Source organism: Blautia sp. MSK18_10 (genome assembly GCF_020553185.1).
Lineage (GTDB): Bacteria > Bacillota > Clostridia > Lachnospirales > Lachnospiraceae > Blautia_A > Blautia_A wexlerae.
This window is the reverse complement of record NZ_JAJCGT010000001.1, coordinates 205,635-230,735: the sequence shown is the minus strand read 5'-3', so window position 1 is coordinate 230,735 and position 25,101 is coordinate 205,635. Positions and strand designations below refer to the sequence as shown.

Genomic DNA, 25,101 nt, shown 5'->3' with positions numbered 1-25,101 from the left:
AAGATGTAATTATGTCTGAGAAGAAAGATTCTTTCAGACATGGTTACATCTTTTTTGTGTTATGGAATTGTTGTGTAAAGGTAGTGGATGCATTATTTTAGAGGATTGCTATAATGAGGCAGTTCTTCGCTGGGGTTGGTTTTGAACTGTTTACGGTATGCCCGGGAAAAAGTGCTGTATTCTGCGAACCCGCTTTCCTGTGCTGCTTTTGTCACAGGCATTCCATTTGAGATCAGAGTACGTGCCATAAGAAGCCGCTTGTTTACAATATAATTATGAAGGGTATAGCCGGTTTCTTGTTTGAATTTCCGCATCAGATGGTACTTGCTTACATAATATCTGGCAGAAAGCGTTTCTACAGATAGATCTTCTTTCAGATTGTGGTTGATATACTGAAGGATACTGGCAATCTGCGAGTCAAAGGTGTAGGATTTTTTATCAAAAATGTACTGCTTTTCCAGAAAGATACGGTTCAGATAAACCATAAACTGGAGAAAAAGTGACTGTGTCAGGATTTCTCTTCCATATTCATCGGATTTTGCAGAATTTTCCAGTTCAAACAGGATGTCTTTCATCTTTTCCTGAAGAGCAGAGTTCAGACGTACCAGATTATAGCTTCGGTCATTTGCTTTCTGGAAGCATTTCAGCAGTTCCTGCCAGGGAATATCGTTTTGGATCCAGAGAATAAAACGTTCATATGGAACAGATGGATCAATCTCCGGGCGGTGGATGGCATGGCGGTTTACCAGAAGAATGTCCCATGGTTTCAGTTGATAAGCTTTTCCTTCTATATGATAAGCAGCCTTGCCGGAGATGAAGATAACTACCTTGTGAAAATCATGATAATGGTAAGAGAATTCCTTTCTGGTCTGGTCTTTAAGATGAAAAAGTCGGAATTGTTCGTTCAGGTATCCTGTTTTTTCTGTCTGATAGAACTGTTCTGATAATAACATATCTGCCTCCGATATCTGCAATGATTATTTAATCGAATCAAGCAAGTCCCCTGTGGAGATTGTGAAAAGAAATAAGCAGTGGAAAGCAATAAGCGGAGGGAAAAGTTTGATTCATGGTATAATCATATCATTTAATGCGTAAATGTACAATTATTACTAAGAATGTAACAAATAGTAACGAATATATTTTATAATTTCTGAGAAAATATGCTACAAAGATATTGACATTATTACACGATAATAGTATCATGCAATTACAAAGTAATCGTAAAAACTTTGTAACTATTTCGAAATAGGGTAAAGAAATAGAAAACTGAACAGAGAGGAGCGATGCTGCTGTAAGGCTGTTATATCAGAGAACTGATATAATGGTCTTTTTTGTAATACCTACAGAGCATTTTTTGCAATGTTTTAAGCATTTTACTCTATATACATGGTAAAAACAATAAAATATAATGAATATAAAGTCAGGATGTGATATGAGAAAATTACCTGACACAAAATTTAACCAGACAAGTGGCGAAGTGAGTTGGAAAGATTGCCCGACAATTGATTATCAATGCAGATACAAAAGCGGGAAGTATCCGGGATTATAAATCAGAAGGAGAGATATGGTTATGGCAAATACAATTATTATGAGTAAATATCAGGGACTTGGAAACGATTATCTGATTCTTGATCCGAAGAAAAATCAGGTACAGCTTCAGGGAAAGAAGATTGCACTTCTCTGCCAGAGAGGATTTGGGCTTGGCGCTGACGGTGTGCTTTATGGACCGGTAGAAATTGATGGGAAATTGGGTGTGCGTATTTTTAACGCAGACGGAAGTGAATCTGCCATCAGTGGAAACGGCGTGCGTATTTTTGCCAAATATCTGATGGATAATGGATATATTACTGAGAAAAAATTTGACATTGAAACTATGTCAGGCACGATTCATGTGGAATGCCTGAACAGCCGGGCAACGGAATTTAAAGTAAACATAGGAAAACCATCTTTTATCTCCAGCGATATCCCTGTTTCCGGTGAAGTTCGTGAAGTAATTAAGGAGAATTTCGTATTCCATGGAAAAGAATACAAGGCTACCTGCCTGACAGTTGGTAATCCACACTGCATTATTTTTACAGACAATGTAAGTGCAGAAGCTGTAAAGAATCTGGGACCTTATGTGGAGAATGCAGATGAATTTCCGGAGAGAATGAACCTGCAGATCTGCCGTCAGGTCGACAAGGGAAATCTGGAGATTGAAATCTGGGAAAGAGGCTCCGGATATACAAAGGCTTCCGGAACAGGAAGCTGTGCGGCGGCAGCGGCAGCCTATAAGCTGGGACTGGTGGAATCCCGTATTAATGTAAATCAGCCGGGCGGAATGATACAGATCGATATGGAAGAGGACGGAACTATCTATATGACAGGAACAGTGGGATATATTGCAGATATAAGTGTTGCAGAGAGCTTCTTCTCATAAATTACACAGACTTTATGCGTAATTCAGTGTAAAGTATGATTACCCACAGTGTGAAATGATTGTTATGATAAATGATCATTTCACGCTGTGGGTAATTCTTTGTTTGTAATTTGCTTAAAGATATGGTATTATTTTAAACGAATTATTTACTAGGACTGCTATAATCTATAGCAATTCAGTCGGTTATCCACAGGGAGTCCGACAGAGAATATTTATAATAAGAAAGTGGGTGAAGCTGTGGTTGAATTAGACCAGTTCAAGAGCATTCTTGCGACTTATACAGAACCATTAGTGGAAGTGAGGGATTCACTTTGACCTGGCTAACAAAGAGCAGAAGGTCGAAGAATTAGAGCGCGAAATGGAAGCGCCTGATTTCTGGGATGATGCAGAAGTTTCCCAGAAGAAAATGAAAGAATTAAAAGACATGAAAGATGACATGGAGACCTATCAGAATCTGGTTACACAGATGGAAGATATGGAAACCATGATCGAGATGGGATATGAGGAGAACGATCCTGCACTGATTCCTGAGATTCAGGAAATGCTAGATGAGTTTCAGAAGGATTTTGACAATATCCGTATCAAGACACTTCTTTCCGGAGAATATGACAGTGAGAATGCTATCATTAAGCTGAATGCAGGTGCAGGCGGAACAGAGGCCTGTGACTGGTGCGGTATGCTTTACCGTATGTACAGTCGTTGGGCAGATAAGAAAGGATTTACCCTGGAAGTGTTGGATTATCTGGACGGCGATGAGGCAGGTATCAAATCGGTTACTTTCCAGGTAAACGGAACAAATGCTTACGGTTATCTGAAATCAGAGAAGGGAGTTCACCGTCTGGTGCGTATTTCTCCTTTCAATGCAGCAGGTAAGCGACAGACATCTTTTGTATCCTGTGATGTTATGCCGGATATCAAGAAGGATCTGGATGTAGAGATCAATGACGATGAGATCCGTATTGATACTTATCGAAGCAGTGGTGCCGGCGGTCAGCATATCAACAAGACATCATCTGCCATCCGTATCACACATTATCCTACCGGAATCGTGGTACAGTGTCAGAATGAACGTTCTCAGCACATGAATAAAGATAAAGCCATGCAGATGCTGAAAGCCAAGCTGTATCTTCTCAAGCAGCAGGAGGCAGAGGAAAAACTCTCTGGTATCCGCGGTGAGGTGACAGATATCGGATGGGGAAATCAGATCCGTTCTTATGTTATGCAGCCATATACCATGGTAAAGGATCATCGTACAAACGAGGAGACCGGAAATGTGGATGCAGTACTTGACGGAGGAATTGATATTTTCATCAATGCATATCTGAAATGGATCGCACTGAAGAAATAAAAGAATAAAAAAGGCTGTCTGAAATCAGGACAGCCTTTTTCGTGTTGAGGCATAATGATTTTACACAATGATTCAGCAGAATATATTTCTTGCGTATTTTTGTGTGGTGTGATAATATATCCAGTGTGTAAAAACAAATGTCTTTAAAGAACGGACAGGTAAATTGATATGCAGAAACCAGTAACAGAGAAAAAGAAATATTTTGTAGTGAGGGAACGAGCAGTTCCGGAAGTCCTGCTGAAGGTGGTGGAGGCAAAGAAGCTTCTGGACTCCGGCAAAGTGGACACTGTACAGGATGCAGCAGAGCGCACAGGAATCAGCAGAAGCTCTTTCTACAAATACAAAGATGATATTTTTCCATTTCATGAAGAGACAAGGGGAAAGACGATCACCTTTATTATCCAGATGGATGATGAACCGGGGCTTTTGTCGGTTGTCCTGCAGACGATTGCACGGTTTCATGGAAACATTCTCACCATTCATCAGAGTATTCCTATCAATGGGATTGCCACACTTACTCTGAGTGTGGACATTCTTCCGGGCGAGGGAGATGCAGAAGCAATGGTAGAGACGATTGAACAGAATGAAGGAATTCATTATCTGAAAATATTAGGCAGGGAGTAAAAGAAAATGATCAATGTAGCAATTTTAGGATATGGCACAGTTGGAAGCGGCGTATTTGAAGTATTAAATGAAAATAAAGAGAGCATTTCCAGACGTGCGGGACAGGAACTTCATGTAAAATATGTTCTGGATCTTCGTGATTTTCCGGGACAGCCGGTAGAGAAGGTTCTGGTCCATGATTATGAACAGATCGTCAGTGATCCGGAAGTAGATATTGTAGTAGAGGTTATGGGCGGTGTGGAGCCTGCTTATACTTTTGTAAAGAAGGCACTTCTGGCAGGAAAAAATGTCTGCACTTCCAATAAGGCTCTGGTTGCAAAGCATGGCCGCGAGCTGATGGATATTGCAAAGGAAAAGAGCATTAACTTCTTATTTGAAGCAAGCTGTGGCGGCGGAATCCCGATCATTCGTGTCATCAATTCTTCCCTTACAGGAGATGAGATTGACGAAGTGACAGGTATCCTGAACGGAACTACCAACTACATGCTTTATAAGATGAGCACAGAAGGCTGTGAATTTGACACTGTATTAAAGGAAGCACAGCAGAAGGGTTATGCAGAGGCAGATCCTACCGCTGACGTGGAAGGATATGATGCATGCCGTAAGATCGCAATCCTTTCCTCTCTTGCTTATGAGAGATATTTTGATTTTGAAGATATTTATACAGAGGGAATTACAAAGATCACACCTGAAGATATGGAGTATGCTGCGAAGCTTGGCAGAACCATCAAACTTCTTGGAACCAGCCGCAGACTGGCAGACGGAACCTGTTATGCAATGGTAGCACCGTTTATGCTCGGCCAGAACAGCCCTCTTTACAGTGTAAATGATGTGTTTAATGCAGTATTTGTACATGGAAATATGCTTGGAGATGCCATGTTCTATGGAAGCGGTGCAGGTAAACTGCCTACAGCAAGTGCTGTAGTTGGTGATATTGTGGATGCCGCAAAACATCTCCATGTTAATATTGTGACAAACTGGAACAGCACTCCGGCAGTACTGAAACCACTGGATGAAGTGACAGGAAGATTTTTTGTGAGAATCAAAAAAGAAGCAACAGAAGAAGCGAAGAAGGTATTTGGTGATGTTGAGATCATCAGCCTGGGACAGCTTCCACAGGAATGTGCATTTATCACTGATGAAATGACACAGGGAGCATTTGAAGAGAAACTGGCTCAGATCGGAGATCAGGTACTTGCAAAGATTCGAGTTAAAGATTGATAAACTGACAGATTTCGTGTATCATATAGTGTGCCTGATAAGGTGGACACTGATACAATACTTCAGATAAATATTTGTACAGTGATTACTGTAAACAGAACAGGAAAGGGAAGATATGAGAATCTTCTCTTTCCTGTAAACTTATTATGGAGGAAGTAAAACAATGTTGATTGTCAAGAAATTTGGCGGTACATCGGTTGCAAATAAAGAACGTATCTTTAATGTTGCCAACCGCTGTATAGAAGAGTACAGAAAAGGAAATGACGTGGTTGTCGTTCTGTCCGCAATGGGGAAATATACGGATGAACTGATCACTATGGCAAGGGATGTCAATGAGAAACCGCCGAAAAGAGAGATGGATATGCTCTTTACCATCGGAGAACAGATGTCTGTTGCACTGATGGCAATGGCGATGGATAAACTGGGAGTTCCTGCGGTTTCCCTGAATGCTTTTCAGGTTTCCATGCATACGACAAGCAGTCATGGAAATGCACGTTTAAAAAGAATTGATACAGAGCGTATCAGAAGAGAGCTGGACAGCAAAAAGATTGTAATAGTTACCGGCTTTCAGGGAGTTGACAAGTATGATGATTATACGACTCTTGGAAGAGGCGGTTCTGACACAACAGCGGTTGCTCTTGCGGCTGCTCTTCATGCAGATGCCTGTGAAATCTATACAGATGTAGATGGTGTTTACACAGCAGATCCGCGTAAGGTTCCGAAAGCAAGAAAGCTCAAAGAGATCACTTACGATGAAATGCTTGACCTTGCGACTCTCGGGGCAGGTGTGCTTCACAACCGTTCTGTGGAGATGGCGAAGAAATATGGCGTGCCGCTTGTGGTACGTTCAAGTTTAAACAACAGTGAAGGAACTGTGGTAAAGGAGGAAGTTACAGTGGAGAGAATGTTGATCAGCGGTGTTGCGCTGGATACAGATGCAGTGAGAATTGCGGTAATCGGATTAAAGGATGAGCCGGGTGTAGCTTTTAAATTATTTGATACCCTTGCGAAGAAGAATATTAATGTAGATGTGATCCTGCAGTCTATCGGACGTGCGGGCAGAAAGGACATTTCCTTCACAGTCGATGGAAATGATCTGGATGATGCAGTTGCAGTTCTGGATGCAAATCAGGCAAGACTTGGATTTGCAGAGCTTCATTCTGAGAGAAATATTGCGAAGCTTTCCATCGTAGGTGCAGGAATGATGAGTAATCCCGGAGTAGCTGCAAAGATGTTTGAGAGCCTCTATAATGAGGGTGTAAACATCAATATGATTTCTACATCCGAGATTCGTGTGACAGTTCTGATCAATGAAAAGGACGGCGTGCGCGCAATGAATGCAGTACATGATGCCTTTGGTCTGGCAGACTGATTTAGGAGAATTACATGACATCGAGACGTGAATTAAAAAACTATGCGAAGCAGGCCATGTCAGGAAAATATGGGATACTGATCTTGGCATTTGTTGCAGTTCAGGCACTGGCTCTGATCAGCAGCATGATATCCTCGGCTTTATTTCCGGGAGAGGAAACAATTGATATTGTGTTGTCGTATGCATTTACATTTATTCTGACTCTGCTGATCAATGTGGTCGCGGCAGGTATGAATTATATGTATCTGAATATTGCCAGAGGGAAAGCATATTCATTAAATGATCTGTTTTATTTTTACAGACATCACCCGGACAGAGTGATCGTTGCCGGATTTTTTATGGCAGTACTGAATCTGCTTACCATGCTGCCCTATACGATTTACAGTAATGCGAATCTTCCGGGTGAAGATGCTTCTGTGGAGGTGCTGATCACCTGGCTGTATACAGGTGCTGTTCTGATGATCGTAGGAATGATTGTTTATCAGATTCTGGTCATTCCTCTGGAGATGACTTATTATATTCTGGCAGATAAGCTGGAATTGAAAAGTACAGAGGCTATGAAAGAGAGTCTGGAGATGATGCATGGAAACTTCGGAAGATATCTGATGCTGAAGATAAGCTTTATCCCATTGATGTTTCTTTCTGTTTTTACATTCTATATTGCACTTTTGTGGATATTTCCATATATGGCCATGACAGAAATAATGTTCTATCGTGATCTGACAGGGGAGCTTAAAGTGCAGAAAGAGGAAGAAGAACGTGTGGCACGAGACTATGTGAATCCCATGTTTGACAGCTATTCACAGAACGAACAGCCACAGGAAGATCAGACGCATCCGCAGCAGTTCTGGAGTGTGACAGGTGATTCATCAGTGGCTTCGGATGAGAACAAAGAAGTGCGGAATAATGCAGCAAGTGAGAATACCCAGGATAGTTTGTATGGTTCTGTGGAAAATAATAGAACGACACAGGATAACCCATATGATTCTTCAGAGAGTAAAGAAGTACAGGACAGCCTGCAGAGTCAGACAATTCCGGAAGAGGAAGAAGATAACGAACCAAAACCATGGGATGAATACTTCAATAGCTTGAAATAAAATCATAATATGAAAGACCTTTAACTGACACAATGTAAAAATGTTGATAAAGGTCTTTTTTATTTTTATTAATTTGGTTTTACTGAATTTTCTCATTTATAATGGTGGAAAAAGCTTATACGTAAATGGTATAATAAGAATAATTGCTGGTAGCATAAATATATTTGAGGAAGGTTTTTACAATTATGAACACAAATGAAATCAGTGGAAAACGTCAGATGGAGTTTCTGGCGGAGTTTGATTATATCAGAGAGGCAGGAACTGTAGGAGAGGAAAAAGCAGCAACGATTATTCAGGAAACATTGAATAGTTTTGGTGTGGAGAACCATCTGGAAGAGTTTTGTTTTGAAACTTTTCAGGTAAAAAAGGCGAAGCTTACGATAACGGAACCATATGCAAAAGAATACATCGTAACCGGATATGGAAGATGTGCCAATACAGATGAGAATGGACGGAATGAATCTTTTTTGTATGTGGAGAATGCTGATGAGATCAGCCTCGCAAATGCCAGAGGAAAAATTGTTATGGTAAATGACCCGGTAAGAAAGGAACTGTACCAGAAACTGGTGAAAGCAGGTGTAGCCGGTTTTATCAGTATTGCCGGTTCCCCATTGGACGAGGGCGTAGATTTGACACCGCGTGCATACAGCTTACCGAAGAATCTGCCAGGTGAAGAGAAAAAAGCAGCCGGGATAGAAGCGGCAAATTACGATAACAGAATTCCGGGTGTAAGCATTCATTATAAAGATGCTGTCGAACTAGTGACAAGAGGGGCAGCTAAGGCTTGCCTGTCCGTAGAACAGGAGACAGTGACACGTACATCCCGAAATGTAGTGGCACGAATCAAAGGAACAGATAAAGCAGAGGAGATCCTGACTCTTACTGCACACTATGATTCCGTACCAGAGGGTCCTGGTGCTTACGATAACATGTCTGGTGCCGCGATCATCATGGAACTTTGCAGATATTTCAAAGAACACAGACCACGCAGAACAATGGAATTCGTATGGTTTGGTGCAGAAGAGAAAGGTCTGCTTGGAAGTCAGAACTATATTAAAGAACATGAGTCAGAATTGCAGGTTCATCGTTTCAATATGAATGTAGACCTTGCGGGACAGCTTGTGGGCGGAACGGTTGTAGGAGTGACAGGTGATGCGTCAATCTGCAATATGATCATATATATGGCTCATGAGACAGGAATCGGCATGTCTACAAAGAATCAGATCTGGGGAAGCGATTCTAACACCTTTGCGTGGAAAGGTATTCCGGCTATGACATTAAACAGGGATGGATTTGGCATGCATACACGTCATGATACCATTGCACTTCTGTCGGACTGGTCGTTGGAGAGAAGCGCGATCTTACTGGGATATATCGCGGACAGACTGGGAAACATCGAAATTTTTCCGTTTGAACGGAAAGTGCCGGAAGAGTTTATCAGACAGCTGGATGAATATTTTGGCTAATGTTATTCCGGCAGTATGTATCATATTGGCAGAATCAATCCCACACTTGACAAATGAACGCCAGATTGATACCCTATCACAAGAGCGTTTTTTATGCTATAGAAGAAAAACAATGTGGATGCAAGGGTCAGTTACACGCATCTGCATTCTGAAAAGCAACAAGAGGAGATAAAAAATTAATGGATATTATTCAGGTAATCACACAGGAATTGAAGGTGGAGAAATGGCAGGTAGAAGCCGCAGTCAAATTAATTGACGAAGGCAACACCATCCCATTCATTTCCCGATACAGAAAAGAAGCAACAGGTTCCCTTAATGATGAGCAGCTTCGTGCACTCTTTGAGAGACTGACGTATCTGAGAAATCTGGAAGATAAGAAGAATCAGGTATTAAAGAGCATCGAAGACCAGGGCAAGCTGACTGAGGAACTGAAGAAACAGATTCTGGATGCCCAGACACTGGTTGTAGTAGAGGACTTATACAGACCATATCGCCCGAAACGTCGTACCCGTGCGACAATTGCCAAAGAGAAAGGGCTGGAACCACTGGCAGATATCATTCTTCTGCAGATGACAGACAAGCCGGTAGAAGAGGAAGCCAGGGCGTATGTCTCCGAAGAAAAGGGTGTTAAGAATGTTGAAGAAGCATTGAACGGAGCTAAAGATATTATTGCAGAGCGTATTTCCGATGAAGCAGACTATCGTATCTACATCCGTAACCTGACAACAAAGAACGGAAGTATTTCTTCCACAGCAAAGAATGCGGAAACTCAGTCTGTATATGAGATGTATTATGAATTCGAGGAGCCGATCAGGAAACTGGCAGGACACCGTATTCTTGCGTTAAACCGTGGTGAGAAAGAGAAATTTATCACTGTTAAAGTAAATGCACCGGAGGAAGACATCCTTCGTTATTTGAATAAGAGAGTGATCAAAAAAGATAACCCGAATACAACTCCGATTCTGAAAGCAGTTGTAGAAGACAGTTACAAACGTCTGATCGGACCGGCTATCGAGCGAGAAATCCGCAGTGACCTTACTGATAAGGCAGAAGACGGTGCGATCCATGTATTCGGCAAGAATCTGGAACAGCTTCTGATGCAGCCTCCAATCGCAGGCAAAGTCGTACTTGGATGGGACCCTGCGTTCCGTACAGGCTGTAAGCTGGCAGTTGTAGATGCAACAGGTAAAGTTCTGGATACAACAGTTGTTTATCCCACAGCTCCGACTACTGAGAAAAAGATCCGTGCTGCCAAGGATACAGTGGAAGGTATGATCGAAAAATACGGTGTATCCCTTATTTCAGTAGGAAACGGTACAGCATGTCGTGAATCCGAGCAGGTGATCGTAGATATGCTCAAAGAAATCCCGGAAAAAAAGGTGCAGTATGTTATCACAAATGAGGCAGGAGCATCTGTGTATTCTGCAAGCAAACTGGCTACAGAGGAATTCCCGAATTTTGATGTAGGACAGAGAAGTGCGGCTTCCATTGCAAGACGTGTACAGGATCCGCTTGCAGAACTGGTTAAGATCGATCCGAAATCTATCGGTGTGGGTCAGTATCAGCATGATATGAACCAGAAGAAACTGGATGAAGCATTAAGCGGCGTTGTAGAAGACAGCGTAAATAAAGTTGGTGTAGATTTAAATACAGCATCTGCATCTCTGCTTGAGTATATTTCCGGTATCAGCAAAGCAATTGCCAAAAATATCGTAGCTTACAGAGAAGAGAATGGTCAGTTTACAGACAGAAAAGAACTTCTCAAAGTAGCGAAATTAGGACCGAAGGCATTTGAACAGTGTGCAGGTTTCATGCGTATTTCAGGTGGAAAGAATCCTCTGGATGCAACAAGTGTACATCCTGAGAGCTATGAAGCAGCATCTGCACTTCTTTCAAGACTTGGATATAAGCCAAATGATGTTGTGGCAGGAAATCTCCTTGGACTTTCCCTGCAGGTAAAAGACTATAAGAAGATGGCAGCAGAACTGGGAATCGGTGAGATCACACTTCGTGATATTGTAAAGGAACTGGAGAAACCGGCAAGAGATCCTCGTGATGACATGCCGAAACCGATCCTTCGTTCAGACGTTCTTGAAATGAAAGATCTGAAAGAAGGAATGGTGCTGAAGGGAACTGTCCGTAATGTTATTGATTTCGGTGCATTTGTAGATATCGGTGTACATCAGGACGGTCTGGTGCACATTTCCGAGATGACAGAGAGATTTATCAAACATCCTCTGGAAGCGGTGAGTGTAGGGGATATCGTAGATGTAAGAGTAATCGGAGTTGATATGAAGAAAAAACGTATCAGCTTATCCATGAAAGGATTAAATAAATAACATCAATAAAACAGGGATTACCACTGCAGACCGGATATCTGCAGGAGTGATCCCTGTTTTTTGGGGTACTGCTGTCTGCAGTAACAGTTATTCTGTTTCCCGGTGTGATGTGAGGTGTTCTTCAAGGCTGCGTGCTGCAATGCTCTGTGGCCTTTTTACATTGCGGATCAGACAGATCTTTCGTTCAGGAAGAGGCTCTTCAATGGGAATCTGGACGATTTTCCCCTGAGCAATATGTTCAGCAGCAAGCTCTTCAGGGAAGAATCCGATTCCCAGGTTGTGCTGCACCATAGGGAAGATCTGGTCAGTAGTTGCCACTTCCATATCAGGTGAGAAGGGAAGGTTATGGCGCATAAAATACTGTGTATATAATTCTCTTGTACTGCTTCCGGGAGCAATCCCGATCAGAGGGATATCCTGCAGATCCTGAAGACAGTGTTTGTTGGAAGCTGTTTCCGCATATTCCTCTCCGCCTATAAGGATCTCGCGGAAAGAATAGAGGGGAATTCTCTGAAGCGGTTTTTTCAGGGCGACAGGTGTGGTAACTACTGCAAAGTCTACCAGACCGTTTTCCAGTGCCTGAACTGCCTGTGGTGTGGAATGATTAGAAATCCTCAGCTTTACATGTGGATAACGGTGATGAAAGACTTCCAGTTCGTTCAGCAAGAATAAACGCAGTGCGATTTCACTGGCACCAATATTTACAAGTCCGCTTTCCAGACCTTTATCTTTGAGAAGTTCATTTTCTCCTGATACAAGCTGTTCTATTGCAATTGATACATGTTCAAAAAGTCTTTCTCCTTCAATGGTCAGCTGTACTCCGCGATTGGAACGGATAAAAAGTTTACATCCCAGTTCATTCTCCAGAATGTTCATACACCGGGTAATGTTAGGCTGATTGTTTCCCATAACGTCGGCTGCTTTGGAAAAACTCTTATACTGGGCAACATAGTAAAAAATACGATAATAATCAAGAATCATGATACAGTCGGCTCCTTATGCTATATAAAAATAGAATATCTGATATAGAAAAATAACGTTTGTATATCAATGTGTGAATCAGTATAATACGACTGGGTCAAAAAATCAATATAAAAGTCCTGACAATAGGACGGAGACCAAAAGGGAAGGGAGATTACCGAATATGACAACAGCAAATAAGACAATTAAGATTAATGACGTAGAGGCAGCAAAGAAACTGGTCTGTGCGGCAGTCAGATGTCCATTTGATATTGACATTGTATCTAAAGGAAAAATTTTTATTGATGCCAAATCTATTCTCGGAGTATTAAGCCTTGATGTGGAAGAACCTCTGGAACTTAAATATGATGGTTATGATGAGGATTTTGAATCAGTGATAGCAGGTCTGGCATGTTAAGATTAAAGAAAGGAATTCGCAGGTGCAGATGACATCTACAAATCTTCTATATATTTATGTGATTATCATTAATGTAGTCACATTTTTTATCTATGGCTTGGATAAAAGCAGGGCAAAAGCCGGACAGTGGCGCATACCGGAAGCGCAGCTGATATTTCTGGCGGTGATCGGAGGGTCGGTGGGAGCTCTGGCCGGTATGAAGGTATTTCATCATAAAACAAGAAAGCCGAAATTTAAGACAGGAGTTCCAGCGATACTGATTATTCAACTAATTATTTATTTTCTGTTTTCGGGAAATGAGGGTATTATTCTGCGCTTATAGCAATCCTTATAAATAATGCATATTGATTTTAGCTCATCAGAGCGTGAAATCCTGTGTCAGTAAAGCGGATATATTGTCCGCTTTCTTTTTTTGCCCGAATAAAATTGATTGTTACAGAGAATGAGGTATGTTATGCTACTCTTATATGAGAATTGCGGAATCTGCAAAGCAGCGGAGTAATTCGTAGATATCAAGTCAGGGGAAAGACATCTTTTAACCCTGATATTATATGAAAAGCTGCCTGTTAAATGAAAGAAGGGCAGAAAAATAATACATGACAAAAATATAAGAGAGCAGGTGAAAAATATTGGACCAGGAAATTCAGGAGGCAAAAAGTTTATATTACAGCTATAAGCAGTATTTTTCAGACTATCTTCCGGCTTTGACGAAACTGGGACTGAAAGTAGTAATGGCATTGCTGGTATTTGTGGGCGGGCGCAAAGTGATCCAGTGGTTTGTTTCTTTCATAAAGAAGTCCATGGAGCGTGCGTCTGTAGACAAAGGTGTGATCCAGTTTACAGGGTCGCTGTTGAGAATTGTACTTTACATTTTGCTGGTATTTAGCATTGCCACTCATTTTGGTGTAAGGGAATCCTCTATTGCAGCACTGCTTGGTACTGCTGGTGTAACGGTAGGTCTTGCATTGCAGGGCGGTCTTGCAAATATCGCGGGCGGGATCATGCTTCTGATCTTTAAACCATTTCAAGTGGGGGATTATATCATTATCGCACAGCAGAATGGGTGCGAAGGAACTGTATACAAAATAGAAATCTGTTATACAACTCTGATTTCCATAGATAACAAACACATTGTAATCCCAAATGGAACGCTGTCCGGCAGCATTATTACAAATGTAACTGCCAGAGATCTTCGTAAGCTGGAGATCAAAGTAGGAATTTCTTATGATTCAGACATTAAGAAAGCAAAAGCAATCCTGGAAGAAATCCTTCATAATGATGAAGATACGAAAGACGACCAGGGAATGGTGGTGTTTGTAGATGAGCTTGGAGAGAGCGCAGTGGTCATGGGACTGCGTGTGTGGGTGGCTACGGAGAAATACTGGCCTGCCAGGTGGCGGCTTAATGAACTGATCAAAGAAGCGTTTGATGCAAACGGAATTGAAATCCCGTACAATCAGCTGCAGGTTCATGTGAAGAAACAGATATGATAACAACATAAGTCCTCTGAACCAACTATAAGGTTTAGAGGACTTATTGTTTGTACAGATTATAGCCAAATAATACCAAACAAGAATAAATAATCCTTAATTTATAGTAATTTATACCAATTTCATTGTCAGATATTGGTATAATACCACCAAAATAATATAAAATACGACAAAATAATTGACAATAGGACAACAGATTGCTATACTGGAGTCAAGTTAAACAACTAAGTGTTTTTATGAAGATGCAAAGGCGCATGTAAGTAAATGGATTGCTGCACGATTTTTATACATTGCAAAGACGCAAAAATATAAAAACACTTTTTTTGTACCCAAAATTAACTTCGTGATTGTAACTAAGTAACAATGTACAGAAAGAAAAGGAGAGAAAACTATGAAAATGTACAAAAAAGTTATGGCAGCAGCTCTTGCAGGAGTAATGACAGTTTCCATGTCCGCTACAGCATTTGCAGCAGATGATGACGGCTATATTCTCAAAGCCACAAATGAAGATTCCAAATCATCCGACAATGATCTGGTGATCGCAATCGAAGGAAGCGTAAGCTCCATGGATCCGGCAAACATTCCGGATACAAACGCAATCTCTGCTACACGTGGTGTATACGAGACACTGGTTTCTTTTGATGAGAACCAGGAATTAACAGGCAAACTTGCTGAATCATGGGAAGTTTCCGATGACTCTCTTACTTATACTTTCAAACTTCGTCAGGGCGTTAAATTCCAGGACGGAACAGACTTCAATGCAGCAGCAGTTAAAGCAAACTACGATCGTGTAGTTAACAAAGACAACAACCTTCGTCAAAGAAGAACATTTATCGTAACTAACGAAGACGGATCTGAAACACCTCGTGTAGACAGCATTGAAACACCGGATGATTACACACTGGTTATCAAACTGACACAGGCATGGGCACCATTTATCAACCGTCTGACACAGTTCTGTATCATCAGCCCTGCAGCTCTTGAAGAGTATGGCAATGATATCATGAACCATCCATGCGGAACCGGCCCATATGTATGTACAGAATGGGAAGAGGGAGACCACACAAGCTTTAAGCGCAATGATGATTATTGGGGAGACAAACCGGGCGTTGACACTGTAACAATCAAAGAGGTTCCGGAAGCAGGTGCACGTACAGCTATGCTTCAGACAGGTGAAGCAGACTTCATCTATCCTACACCGTCTGACCAGATCGAAGCAATCAAAGGAACAGACGATGTAAATATCCTTACAACAGACTCTAACATCATGAGATATGTAACTCTGAACATGGATCTGGAACAGCTTTCTGATGTAAAAGTACGTCAGGCTATGAACTATGCGATTGACAAAGATGCATACATCCAGTTAATGTATTCCGGATACGGAAAACCGGCTACATCTGTAGTTCCATCTATCATCGGCGGATATGAAGAGCAGGAAGCTTACACATATGATGTAGACAAAGCAAAAGAACTTATGAAAGAAGCCGGATACGAAGACGGATTCAAACTTACTCTGTGGGGCGATAACACAACACAGGAAATCAAAGGTATGACATTTATTTCCCAGCAGCTTGCTCAGATCGGTATCGAAGTTGACGTTCAGCCAATGGAGCCTGCAACTGTAAGTGACAAGATTTATGTTGACAAAGAAGATGCTGAGATCAATATGTGGTATGTAAACTGGTCTGCATCTGACTTCACAATGGATGGTTCTTTACGTTCCCTGCTTTACAGCACAATGTGCCCTCCTACAAGTGCAAACACAGCATATTTCAACGATGCTGATTTTGATAAAGATATGGATGAAGGTCTTGCAACAGCTAACGAAGAAGAACAGGCTAAATACTATAGCGATGCTCAGAAGATCGCATGGGAAGCATGCCCGTGGTTATTCCTTGGCAATGACCAGATCATCTATTCTACAAAATCTTATCTGTCTGGCGTATATGTATCTCCGGACGGAGCATTTAACTTCGCAAATGCAACTTTAGCACAGTAAGTAATTTGTCTGAGAACAGGCTGCGAAGAACATAAATCTGGCTGCCTGATCTGAAATTGCAGCAATTCCATAAAATACTGCCGATACAGCAGTGTGAATACAGGACAAAGATGTTCAAACCGAAGAACTGCCATAAGATTCACTATGGCAGTTCTCCGACTATAAAGCATCAAATATAAACAACAGGTAAGAAAATGATAAGGAGGAAAAATATGGGACGTTATTTAGGTAAACGTTTGATAAGCACGATCCCGCTGCTTCTGGTTATCTCATTCGTAGTATTTATGTTTATCCATATGATTCCCGGTGATCCGGCAAGACTGGTAGCCGGTCAGGATGCAACAAAGGAAGATGTGGCAGTTGTACGTGAACAGCTGGGACTGGATGAGCCACTACTTGTACAGTATGGCAAATATATGAAAGGTCTTTTTACAGGAGATCTGGGAAACTCTATCAAAAACGGTAAAACCGTAGCAGAGACAATCGCACCAAGACTGAAACCAACTATCATGCTGACATTCTCATCCATGATATGGGCTGCGATCATCGGTATTGCAATCGGTATCATCGCTGCCGTATTTCATGGCAGAATTCTTGATTATGTAGGTATGATCATAGCAATCGCAGGTATATCTGTTCCAAGTTTCTGGTTAGGTCTGGAATTAATCCAGCTTTTCTCAGTAAGCCTGGGATGGCTTCCGACCAGTGGACTGGAAACCTGGAAGAGCTATATTCTTCCATCACTTACAATGGGAGCAGGAATCATGGCCGTACTTGCCAGATTTTCCAGATCTTCCATGCTTGAGACCATGCGTGAGGACTATGTGCGTACCGCACGCGCCAAAGGTCTTTCTGAATCACTGGTTGTTATGCGCCATGCATTTAAGAACTCTCTGATCGAGATCGTAACAGTAGCCGGACTTCAGATCGGTGGTCTCCTTTCCGGATCTGTTATGGCAGAGACAGTATTCTCCATTCCTGGACTTGGACGTCTTCTGGTAGACTCCATCCAGATGAGAGATTACAAAGTTGTTCAGGCATTACTTCTGTTCTTTGCTACAGAATATATCCTGATCAACCTGATCGTAGATGTTCTTTATGGCGTGATCAACCCAAGAGTACGTTATGAGTAGAGGAGGAGAGAAGATGGCAGATAAGAACACAACATCAAACATTAACCTTGCTGCTGCCGAAGAACTCCCTAAGGCACAGAGCAAGTTCAAAGAATTTGTCAAGAAATTTATGAAGAGAAAAACAGCAGTGATTTCTCTGGCATTTATAGTTTTTATTATCTTAATGGCAATCATCGGACCGTATGTAGTTCCGTATGATCCGCAGGCACCGGATTACACAGCTATGATGCAGGGGCCAAGCGCAGCTCACATCTGGGGAACCAATGAATACGGACAGGATGTTTTCTCCCGTCTGATGGTTGGTACCAGACTTTCTCTTACATGCGCGCTGACAGCGACGATCATTGGTACGGCTATCGGTGTTGTTCTTGGACTGATCGCAGGTTTCTACGGCGGAATTATCGATTCCCTGATTATGAGATGCTGTGATGTACTTTTCGCTTTCCCTGATATCCTGCTGGCTATCGCAGTTGTTGCCATCATCGGACAGGGTATGGTAAACGTTATGATCGCAGTTGCGGTATTTACAGTGCCGTCCTTCGCACGAATCATACGAAGCGCGACGATTTCCGTAAAGCAGGCTCCTTATGTAGAGGTTGCCCGTTCCCTGGGATGTTCAAACACAAGAATCCTGTTTGTACATATTTTCCCTGGTACGATCCAGTCTATGATCGTTAACTTTACCATGCGTGTAGGTACTGCAATCCTTGCTGCATCATCCTTAAGCTTCCTGGGATTCGGTGCAAACGTTACAGAGCCTGACTGGGGTTCCATGCTTTCCACAGGACGTAACTATCTGAATACAGCTCCTCACATGGTACTGTTCCCTGGTATTCTGATCTTCCTTACAGTTCTGGCATTCAACCTGCTGGGCGACGGTCTCAGAGATACCCTGGATCCAAAGATGAACTAGGAGGAAGAAACCATGGCAGAAAAATTATTAGAAGTAAAGAATCTCCGTACGGAGTTTAAAAGAGATAAAACATGGGTGACAGCAGTTAATAATGTAAGTTTTTCCATTCAGCCAGGTGAGATTCTTGGTCTGGTAGGAGAGTCCGGATGCGGTAAATCCGTAACTTCCCTTTCCATTATGAAACTTCTGGCACGCAACAGTAAGATTTCCAACGGTGAGATCCTGCTTAATGGCAAGGATCTTCTCAAAGAAGATAAAAAAGGTATGAGAAAGATCAGAGGACGTGAAGTTGCCATGATCTTTCAGGAGCCGATGAACTCTCTGAACCCATGTATGAGAATTGAGAAACAGCTGACAGAAGCAATCCTGCTCCATAACAATTTCTCAAAAGAAGAAGCGCACAACAGAGCATTCGAAGTACTGAAATCAGTAGGTATCCCTGAACCGGATATGACATTAAAGAGTTATCCGCACCAGCTTTCAGGCGGTATGTGCCAGCGTGTTATGATCGCTATGGCAATGTCCTGTGAGCCGGAGCTTCTTATTGCGGACGAGCCGACTACAGCCCTTGACGTTACCATTCAGGCACAGATCCTGGAGCTGATGGAGGACATCAGGGCAAAGAAGAATACAGGTATTCTGATGATCACACATGACCTTGGTGTTGTTGCTGAAATGTGTTCCAGAGTTGTTGTTATGTATGCCGGCCGAATTGTAGAAGAAGCGCCTGTGCAGGAACTTTTTGCAGATCCGAAACATCCATATACACAGGGTCTGATCGGTTCTGTACCGAAACTTGGAAGTGGTGTGGAATCTCTTCCGTCCATTCCGGGAAGCGTACCGGATCTGTCCGTAATGCCGAAAGGATGTAAGTTTGCACCGAGATGTAAATATGCAATGGATATCTGTCATCAACAGGAACCGGAGCTTGCAGATATCAACGAAGCAGGTACCAGAAAATGCAGATGTCATCTGCTCAACAAAACCGGAAAGGAGGCGTAACCTGTGAGCGAGCCGTTATTATCAGTAAAGAATATGAAGAAAACATTCCAGGCAAACGGAGGAATGTTCAGCAAGAAGAAATTTGTCCATGCGGTAAATGATGTATCTTTTGATATTTATCCAGGTGAAACTTTTTCGCTGGTAGGCGAGTCCGGATGCGGGAAATCTACGACAGGTAAACTGATCGATCATCTGATCACACCGGATTCCGGTGAGATCTGGTTTGAAGGAAAAGAAATCTCCAGACTTTCCGAGAAAGAAATGCGTCCGCTGCGTTCTGATATTCAGATGGTTTTCCAGGATCCGTACGGTTCCCTGAATCCGAGAATGAAAGTTCAGGATCTTATCGGTGAGCCACTTCTGATCCACACAAACATGAGTGCAGGAGAGCGCCTTAAGAAAGTACATGAACTTCTCGGCACTGTAGGATTAAGCCCGTCTCATGGAGAGCGTTACCCGCATGAATTCTCCGGTGGTCAGCGCCAGCGTATCGGAATTGCCAGAGCGCTGACAGTGCAGCCAAAGCTGATCATTGCAGATGAACCGGTATCTGCCCTTGATGTTTCTATCCAGGCGCAGGTATTAAATCTTCTGCAGCAGTTACAGAAAGACTTTAATCTTACCTATCTGTTCATCTCCCATGACCTGAGTGTCGTTGAGATGATTTCAGACAGAATCGGTGTTATGTATCTGGGTACGATCGTAGAGACAGCTCCAAAGAAAGAACTGTATGCAAACCCGAGACATCCATATACAAGAGCACTTCTTTCCGCAGTTCCGATCCCGGATCCGGAAGTGAAGAAAGAGCGTATTACCTTAAAAGGTGATCTTCCAAGTCCGAGTAATCCGCCAAGTGGATGTCTATTCCATACACGCTGCCCACATTGTACAGAAAAATGTAAGACACGGGTGCCGACACCTGTTGAAATTGCACCGGGTCATATTGTAAAATGTCATTATCCAAAACTTACAGAATAGGAATTCCGAAATAACAATATTACACCTGAAGATGAACAGTGAAGAAAACAGGATTCACTGAGAGATACAGGTCATCATGAATGGATGAGGAAAGAGGGGCTATGTTTACTGAGGAAAGACAAAGCGCAATAGAGAAATGTCTTCGTGAAAACGGAAAAATCAAGGTTAAGGAATTGAGTGAAATGTTTCAGGTCACAGAAGACTGTATCCGAAAAGATCTTAAGATTCTTGAAAACGCCGGTAAGTTAAAGAGAACCTACGGCGGCGCAATCCTTTCACAGGATTATCCGCTGAAGAGAGACGTAGTAGACAGACGCCAGTTTAACCTTGACAAAAAGAGAACAATTGCAGCCAAAGCATTTAAACTGATTAAGAATAACGAAACGATTTTCCTTGATATTTCTACCACAAATATCGAGCTGGCAAAGCTTCTTGCCACGTCAAATATGCGTGTGGTAGTGGTGAGCAATATGATAGATATCCTGCAGATCCTTGCCACAAATCCGTCTATTACTGCAATCGGTACAGGGGGAACAATGTACCAGACAGTAAACGGATTTATGGGAGCTGCAACGATAGAAGTGATTAAGCAGTATAGCTTTGACCGTGCATTTATAGGAAGCTGCGGTGTGGATATGACTGATTGTGCAATTACTACATTGGGGGTAGAGGACGGATTGACAAAGAAAGCAGCCGTGTACAGCAGCAGACATAAATATGTTGTTATGGAAAAGGATAAATTCTATTTCAACGATTCCTATAAATATGCATACTTTGATGATATCAGCGGAATTGTTACGGATGAATTTCCAGATGATACGATCGTGAGTACACTGGAGAGAGCAGGGGTGAAATTGTTCTGATACAGGTAGGTCTTCGGGGGACTTATCTGATCTGGTTAAATCAGTCAGCAGAATGGATGATCTGTCTGGCTTAAATGAAAAAGATGGAGGCAAGTACGTGAAAGAATATATTTTGGAAGCCTGTGTAGATTCTGTAGAATCTGCTATGGCAGCGGTTGAGGGAGGCGCAGACAGGCTGGAACTCTGCGGCAACCTGATCATCGGCGGAACCACTCCGGGACCGTGGCTTTTTGATGAGATAAGAAAGCGTTCGGATATCAGGATCCATGCCCTGATCCGTCCGCGTTTTGGAGATTTCTGCTATACAGATGCAGAATTTTCCATGATAAAGCATGCAGTAGAAGATTTCAGGAAAATGGGTGCTGAAGGTGTTGTATTTGGGGTGCTGAAACCGGATGGCACATTAAACATGGAACAGATGAAAGAACTGATGGAGGCGGCAGGGGATATGTCAGTGACCCTTCACAGAGCTTTTGATGTATGCGTGGATCCAATAGAAACAATGGAACAGGCAATCTCACTGGGAATCAATACGATCCTTACTTCAGGCCAGCGCAATGTATGTCTGCAGGGGGCAGATCTGCTGAAGGAACTGGTAGAGAAGAGTCTGGGACGTATCACGATCCAGGCAGGAAGCGGCGTGGGAGCAGAAGTGATCCGCCAGCTTTATCCGCTTACAGGAGTCAGGGCTTATCATATGACAGGAAAGAGAGTCATTGACAGTGAGATGCAGTTTCGCAAGGATGGAGTCAATATGGGACTTCCGATGCTGAGCGAATATGAGATATGGCGTACGGATGTAGATAATATCCGTGCCGCAAAGAAAGTTCTGGAGGAATTATAATGGCAGAACCGAGAGTTTTTTTAAAAGAGAACAGGGGCCGAATTGAAGAGAACTACCTGGAGCAGGCAAAGAGCCTGCCCCGGGTTTTTGCGCCTGTAGACGAAAAATTACAGAAATGTACAGAGGAAGTGGCACTTGCATGTAAATATTTATATGCGTTTATGCCGTACAGTGACATTGGCAATTATCCGTTTGAAGTATTTCTGGACTATGCGGAGAATGGTGTGAGGCTCTGGAAAGAGAATCCGCAGGTTGCAGACCTTCCTGAAGAAATCTTCCTGAATTATGTGCTGTTTCACAGAGTAAATGAGGAGGAGATCGCACAGTGCAGAACTTATTTCCGCGCAGAGATCGGAAGCAGAATACAGGGAATGAACTTCAGAGAAGCAGCGTTGGAAGTGAATTACTGGTGTGCCGAAGAAGCTACTTATCATTGTACAGATGACCGTACTTTATCTGCGATTTCTGTATACCGTAGAGGAAATGGCAGATGTGGTGAAGAGTCTGTATTCACTGTAAATGCACTGCGAAGCGTAGGCGTACCTGCCCGTCAGGTATATGCGCCGAAGTGGTCTCACTGCGATGACAATCACGCCTGGGTAGAGATCTGGTGTGACGGCAAATGGTACTTCCTCGGAGCCTGTGAGCCCGAAGAAATCCTGAATAAAGGATGGTTTACAAACGCTTCTTCCAGAGCAATGATGATCCATTCACGTGTGTTTGACGCCAAAATCCCGGAAGGTGAGGTGATCGGCACAGATGGTATGGTGACCATGCTGAATGAATTGAAGAGGTATGCAGTAACCAAAGAAATTACAGTAACAGTAAAGGATACGCAGGGGTTACCCGCAGAGGGAGCTGAGGTTTCCTTTGAGGTACTGAACTATTCAGAGTATGCACCGATTGCAGAGAAGAAAACAGACAGTAAGGGAACTGCCAGACTGACAACAGGATTTGGAAGTCTGCATATTTCCGCAAGAATGTGTTCTGACGGCGAGTGGTTCTATGCGGAAACAGTTATGAACACTGAGAAAGAAGATAACTGTGAACTTTGTCTGGTACCGCAGGATAAAAGAAATGACGGCGAATCAGAAAAATGGACAGCAGCAGATATATTTGCTCCTCATGATGCACCTGTAAACACAGACATGCCGACTTTAGAACAGAAGGCGAAGGGAAATAAGCGTCTGGCAGCAGCCAATGTACACAGAGAGCAGAAAGTAAGAAACTGGTCAAATCCGGAATGTGAACGTTTCCTGGGAAAAAAGGTAAACAGGATAGAAGAAGCCATTGCTGCCTCATACAGAGAAGATCTCCTGGGGGTTCTCACAGAGAAAGACAGAACAGACTGTATCAGTGACGTTCTGGAGGAACATCTGGAACTGTCGATCCCATATCATGGTATGATGAAAAAGGATACCTTTGTATCTTATGTGTTAAATCCAAGAGTAGATGATGAAGTTCTTCAGAAATACAGAAGAGAGATTAAGAAGCATTTTTCCAGAGCTGAGAAACAGGAGCTGAGAGATGATCCTTCCAGAATCTGGAATCTGATCGAGAAGGCAATTGTTTCCAGACCGGAGAAAGAGCGTTCCAGTGTGATCACAACACCGGCAGGATGCATAAGGACCTGTACAGGAAGCTTCCTGTCAAAGAAAATCCTGTTTGTTGCAATAGCGAGAACTCTTGGAGTAGCGGCAAGACTGAATCCACATGATCGTTCTATGGAATATATGGAAAACGGAAGATTCGTTCCTGTGCTTGCAAGAACAGAGAAGAACTGTACTCTGATCCTGAAAGCAGGAGAGACTGTACAGTGGAAATATTTCCAGAACTGGAGTATTGCAAAACTGGAGAATGGAAGATATACATCACTGAAACTGGGAGCAGAGAATTTCGAAGATCAGATCCTGAATCTGCCGTTGGAATCCGGAAACTACAGGATTCTTACTTCAAACAGACTCCCAAATGGAAATATGTTTGCAAATGAATATCATTTTGAAATTCAGCCCGGAGAGACAAAGGAGATTGAGCTGGTACTCAGGGAAGCAGATCTGGAGGATATGCTGGAGAATATTTCCATGCCGGAATTTATGCTGAAAACTGAGGATGGTACAGAGTTGAAAGCATCTGACCTTACAGCAGACGGAAAACATATCCTGATGTTTCTGGAAGAAGAAAAAGAGCCTACTGAGCATATCTTAAATGAAATGATGGAGCAGGAAGAGGCTTTCGCAGGATATGCAGAGCAGATTATTTTTGTAGTGAGAAGCAAAGAAGCACTGGAGACACCGACACTGTCCAAAGCACTTGCAAAGTTAAAAAATATTCAGATTTATTATGATGATTTCTCAGAGATTATCAATACTCTGGGAAGGCGTATGTACGTAGATCCGGACAAACTTCCGCTGATTATTGTGACGAATGGAACCCTGAATGGGATTTATGCGACCAGCGGTTACAATGTAGGAACCGGGGATATGCTGCTTAGATTAATGTAACAGAGCGATAAATAAGATGCCCGGAGATGACACCTGTGAGCATCTTCTGGTATTGCCGGATTACATTATTGTATAGATGTAAAGGATTGGATATTGAATTTGCATTTACAT

The 25,101-nt window shown here is 42.5% G+C and carries 21 protein-coding genes; 19 read left to right on the top strand and 2 right to left on the bottom strand.

Annotated elements, in window-relative coordinates; all coding sequences use genetic code 11:
- Nucleotides 1–92 precede the first annotated feature (92 nt).
- Nucleotides 93–953, bottom strand: a complete 861-nt coding sequence (locus LI074_RS01010) for a helix-turn-helix domain-containing protein (RefSeq protein WP_008706276.1) — start codon at nucleotides 951–953, stop codon at nucleotides 93–95.
- A 617-nt stretch (nucleotides 954–1,570) separates the two neighbouring features.
- Here LI074_RS01010 and dapF point away from each other — a divergent pair.
- The 8 genes from dapF to LI074_RS00970 all read left to right on the top strand — a co-directional run bounded on the left by dapF (nucleotide 1,571) and on the right by LI074_RS00970 (nucleotide 11,886).
- Nucleotides 1,571–2,419 carry a diaminopimelate epimerase gene (dapF, locus tag LI074_RS01005; RefSeq protein WP_055054012.1) on the top strand — a complete coding sequence of 283 codons (849 nt, stop codon included), beginning with the start codon at nucleotides 1,571–1,573 and terminating at the stop codon, nucleotides 2,417–2,419.
- Between the two features lie 237 nt (nucleotides 2,420–2,656).
- A protein-coding gene (gene prfB, locus LI074_RS01000; RefSeq protein ID WP_096788358.1) for a peptide chain release factor 2 occupies nucleotides 2,657–3,767 on the top strand; the annotation gives its coding sequence in 2 pieces (ribosomal slippage) (nucleotides 2,657–2,731 and nucleotides 2,733–3,767; 1,110 coding nt in all).
- Between the two features lie 168 nt (nucleotides 3,768–3,935).
- Nucleotides 3,936–4,391, top strand: a complete 456-nt coding sequence (locus LI074_RS00995) for an ACT domain-containing protein (protein WP_008706279.1) — start codon at nucleotides 3,936–3,938, stop codon at nucleotides 4,389–4,391.
- A 6-nt stretch (nucleotides 4,392–4,397) separates the two neighbouring features.
- Nucleotides 4,398–5,612, top strand: a complete 1,215-nt coding sequence (locus tag LI074_RS00990) for a homoserine dehydrogenase (RefSeq protein WP_161233615.1) — start codon at nucleotides 4,398–4,400, stop codon at nucleotides 5,610–5,612.
- Between the two features lie 163 nt (nucleotides 5,613–5,775).
- Nucleotides 5,776–6,984 carry an aspartate kinase gene (locus LI074_RS00985; RefSeq protein ID WP_062808119.1) on the top strand — a complete coding sequence of 403 codons (1,209 nt, stop codon included), beginning with the start codon at nucleotides 5,776–5,778 and terminating at the stop codon, nucleotides 6,982–6,984.
- Nucleotides 6,985–6,998: 14 nt separating this feature from the next.
- Nucleotides 6,999–8,081 (top strand): DUF975 family protein, encoded by a 1,083-nt coding sequence (locus LI074_RS00980; RefSeq protein WP_173697605.1) that lies wholly within the window; start codon nucleotides 6,999–7,001, stop codon nucleotides 8,079–8,081.
- A 185-nt stretch (nucleotides 8,082–8,266) separates the two neighbouring features.
- Nucleotides 8,267–9,547: a M28 family metallopeptidase gene (locus LI074_RS00975; protein ID WP_173697604.1), complete on the top strand. Its 1,281-nt coding sequence runs from the start codon at nucleotides 8,267–8,269 to the stop codon at nucleotides 9,545–9,547.
- A 179-nt stretch (nucleotides 9,548–9,726) separates the two neighbouring features.
- Nucleotides 9,727–11,886: a Tex family protein gene (locus tag LI074_RS00970; RefSeq protein ID WP_173697603.1), complete on the top strand. Its 2,160-nt coding sequence runs from the start codon at nucleotides 9,727–9,729 to the stop codon at nucleotides 11,884–11,886.
- Nucleotides 11,887–11,973: 87 nt separating this feature from the next.
- Here the strand turns inward: LI074_RS00970 and LI074_RS00965 are convergent, their stop codons facing one another.
- Complete coding sequence (locus LI074_RS00965; protein WP_008706289.1) at nucleotides 11,974–12,867, bottom strand: LysR family transcriptional regulator; 894 nt, start codon at nucleotides 12,865–12,867, stop codon at nucleotides 11,974–11,976.
- 163 nt (nucleotides 12,868–13,030) lie between these two features.
- On the opposite strand from LI074_RS00965, the gene LI074_RS00960 reads away from it, so the two are divergent.
- The 11 genes from LI074_RS00960 (at nucleotide 13,031) to LI074_RS00910 (ending at nucleotide 24,990) form a co-directional block, all read left to right on the top strand.
- Entirely contained in the window at nucleotides 13,031–13,264 is a 234-nt protein-coding gene (locus LI074_RS00960) for an HPr family phosphocarrier protein (protein WP_020993651.1), read from the top strand.
- A 28-nt stretch (nucleotides 13,265–13,292) separates the two neighbouring features.
- Entirely contained in the window at nucleotides 13,293–13,586 is a 294-nt protein-coding gene (locus LI074_RS00955; RefSeq protein ID WP_020993650.1) for a DUF1294 domain-containing protein, read from the top strand.
- Between the two features lie 307 nt (nucleotides 13,587–13,893).
- A complete protein-coding gene (locus LI074_RS00950) occupies nucleotides 13,894–14,754 on the top strand; it encodes a mechanosensitive ion channel family protein (RefSeq protein ID WP_055060087.1) in 861 nt (286 codons plus the stop codon).
- A gap of 391 nt (nucleotides 14,755–15,145) precedes the next feature.
- Nucleotides 15,146–16,756 carry a glutathione ABC transporter substrate-binding protein gene (locus tag LI074_RS00945; protein ID WP_020993649.1) on the top strand — a complete coding sequence of 537 codons (1,611 nt, stop codon included), beginning with the start codon at nucleotides 15,146–15,148 and terminating at the stop codon, nucleotides 16,754–16,756.
- 212 nt (nucleotides 16,757–16,968) lie between these two features.
- Nucleotides 16,969–17,889 carry an ABC transporter permease gene (locus LI074_RS00940; RefSeq protein ID WP_022380019.1) on the top strand — a complete coding sequence of 307 codons (921 nt, stop codon included), beginning with the start codon at nucleotides 16,969–16,971 and terminating at the stop codon, nucleotides 17,887–17,889.
- Nucleotides 17,890–17,902: 13 nt separating this feature from the next.
- A complete protein-coding gene (locus LI074_RS00935) occupies nucleotides 17,903–18,802 on the top strand; it encodes an ABC transporter permease (RefSeq protein ID WP_020993648.1) in 900 nt (299 codons plus the stop codon).
- A gap of 12 nt (nucleotides 18,803–18,814) precedes the next feature.
- Complete coding sequence (locus tag LI074_RS00930; RefSeq protein WP_022380021.1) at nucleotides 18,815–19,804, top strand: ABC transporter ATP-binding protein; 990 nt, start codon at nucleotides 18,815–18,817, stop codon at nucleotides 19,802–19,804.
- Between the two features lie 3 nt (nucleotides 19,805–19,807).
- Nucleotides 19,808–20,782, top strand: coding sequence for an ABC transporter ATP-binding protein (locus LI074_RS00925; protein ID WP_173697602.1), 975 nt, complete (start codon nucleotides 19,808–19,810; stop codon nucleotides 20,780–20,782).
- Between the two features lie 101 nt (nucleotides 20,783–20,883).
- Nucleotides 20,884–21,645, top strand: coding sequence for a DeoR/GlpR family DNA-binding transcription regulator (locus LI074_RS00920; RefSeq protein ID WP_173697601.1), 762 nt, complete (start codon nucleotides 20,884–20,886; stop codon nucleotides 21,643–21,645).
- 97 nt (nucleotides 21,646–21,742) lie between these two features.
- Nucleotides 21,743–22,489 (top strand): copper homeostasis protein CutC, encoded by a 747-nt coding sequence (locus LI074_RS00915; protein ID WP_119243228.1) that lies wholly within the window; start codon nucleotides 21,743–21,745, stop codon nucleotides 22,487–22,489.
- Complete coding sequence (locus LI074_RS00910; RefSeq protein ID WP_173697600.1) at nucleotides 22,489–24,990, top strand: transglutaminase domain-containing protein; 2,502 nt, start codon at nucleotides 22,489–22,491, stop codon at nucleotides 24,988–24,990. The genes LI074_RS00915 and LI074_RS00910 overlap by 1 nt, the downstream gene beginning before the upstream one ends.
- The last annotated feature ends 111 nt before the right edge of the window (nucleotides 24,991–25,101 follow it).

Excerpts from the sequence above, each read along its gene's own strand:
- LI074_RS00995 (WP_008706279.1), top strand. The coding sequence starts at position 3,936 with ATGCAGAAACCAGTAACAGAGAAAAAGAAATATTTTGTAGTGAGGGAA.
- dapF (WP_055054012.1), top strand. The coding sequence starts at position 1,571 with ATGGCAAATACAATTATTATGAGTAAATATCAGGGACTTGGAAACGAT.
- LI074_RS00970 (WP_173697603.1), top strand. The coding sequence starts at position 9,727 with ATGGATATTATTCAGGTAATCACACAGGAATTGAAGGTGGAGAAATGG.
- LI074_RS00965 (WP_008706289.1), bottom strand. The coding sequence starts at position 12,867 with ATGATTCTTGATTATTATCGTATTTTTTACTATGTTGCCCAGTATAAG.
- LI074_RS01010 (WP_008706276.1), bottom strand. The coding sequence starts at position 953 with ATGTTATTATCAGAACAGTTCTATCAGACAGAAAAAACAGGATACCTG.
- LI074_RS00935 (WP_020993648.1), top strand. The coding sequence starts at position 17,903 with ATGGCAGATAAGAACACAACATCAAACATTAACCTTGCTGCTGCCGAA.
- LI074_RS00980 (WP_173697605.1), top strand. The coding sequence starts at position 6,999 with ATGACATCGAGACGTGAATTAAAAAACTATGCGAAGCAGGCCATGTCA.
- LI074_RS00975 (WP_173697604.1), top strand. The coding sequence starts at position 8,267 with ATGAACACAAATGAAATCAGTGGAAAACGTCAGATGGAGTTTCTGGCG.
- LI074_RS00920 (WP_173697601.1), top strand. The coding sequence starts at position 20,884 with ATGTTTACTGAGGAAAGACAAAGCGCAATAGAGAAATGTCTTCGTGAA.
- LI074_RS00960 (WP_020993651.1), top strand. The coding sequence starts at position 13,031 with ATGACAACAGCAAATAAGACAATTAAGATTAATGACGTAGAGGCAGCA.
- LI074_RS00940 (WP_022380019.1), top strand. The coding sequence starts at position 16,969 with ATGGGACGTTATTTAGGTAAACGTTTGATAAGCACGATCCCGCTGCTT.
- LI074_RS00930 (WP_022380021.1), top strand. The coding sequence starts at position 18,815 with ATGGCAGAAAAATTATTAGAAGTAAAGAATCTCCGTACGGAGTTTAAA.
- LI074_RS00910 (WP_173697600.1), top strand. The coding sequence starts at position 22,489 with ATGGCAGAACCGAGAGTTTTTTTAAAAGAGAACAGGGGCCGAATTGAA.
- LI074_RS00945 (WP_020993649.1), top strand. The coding sequence starts at position 15,146 with ATGAAAATGTACAAAAAAGTTATGGCAGCAGCTCTTGCAGGAGTAATG.
- LI074_RS00955 (WP_020993650.1), top strand. The coding sequence starts at position 13,293 with ATGACATCTACAAATCTTCTATATATTTATGTGATTATCATTAATGTA.
- LI074_RS00990 (WP_161233615.1), top strand. The coding sequence starts at position 4,398 with ATGATCAATGTAGCAATTTTAGGATATGGCACAGTTGGAAGCGGCGTA.
- LI074_RS00985 (WP_062808119.1), top strand. The coding sequence starts at position 5,776 with ATGTTGATTGTCAAGAAATTTGGCGGTACATCGGTTGCAAATAAAGAA.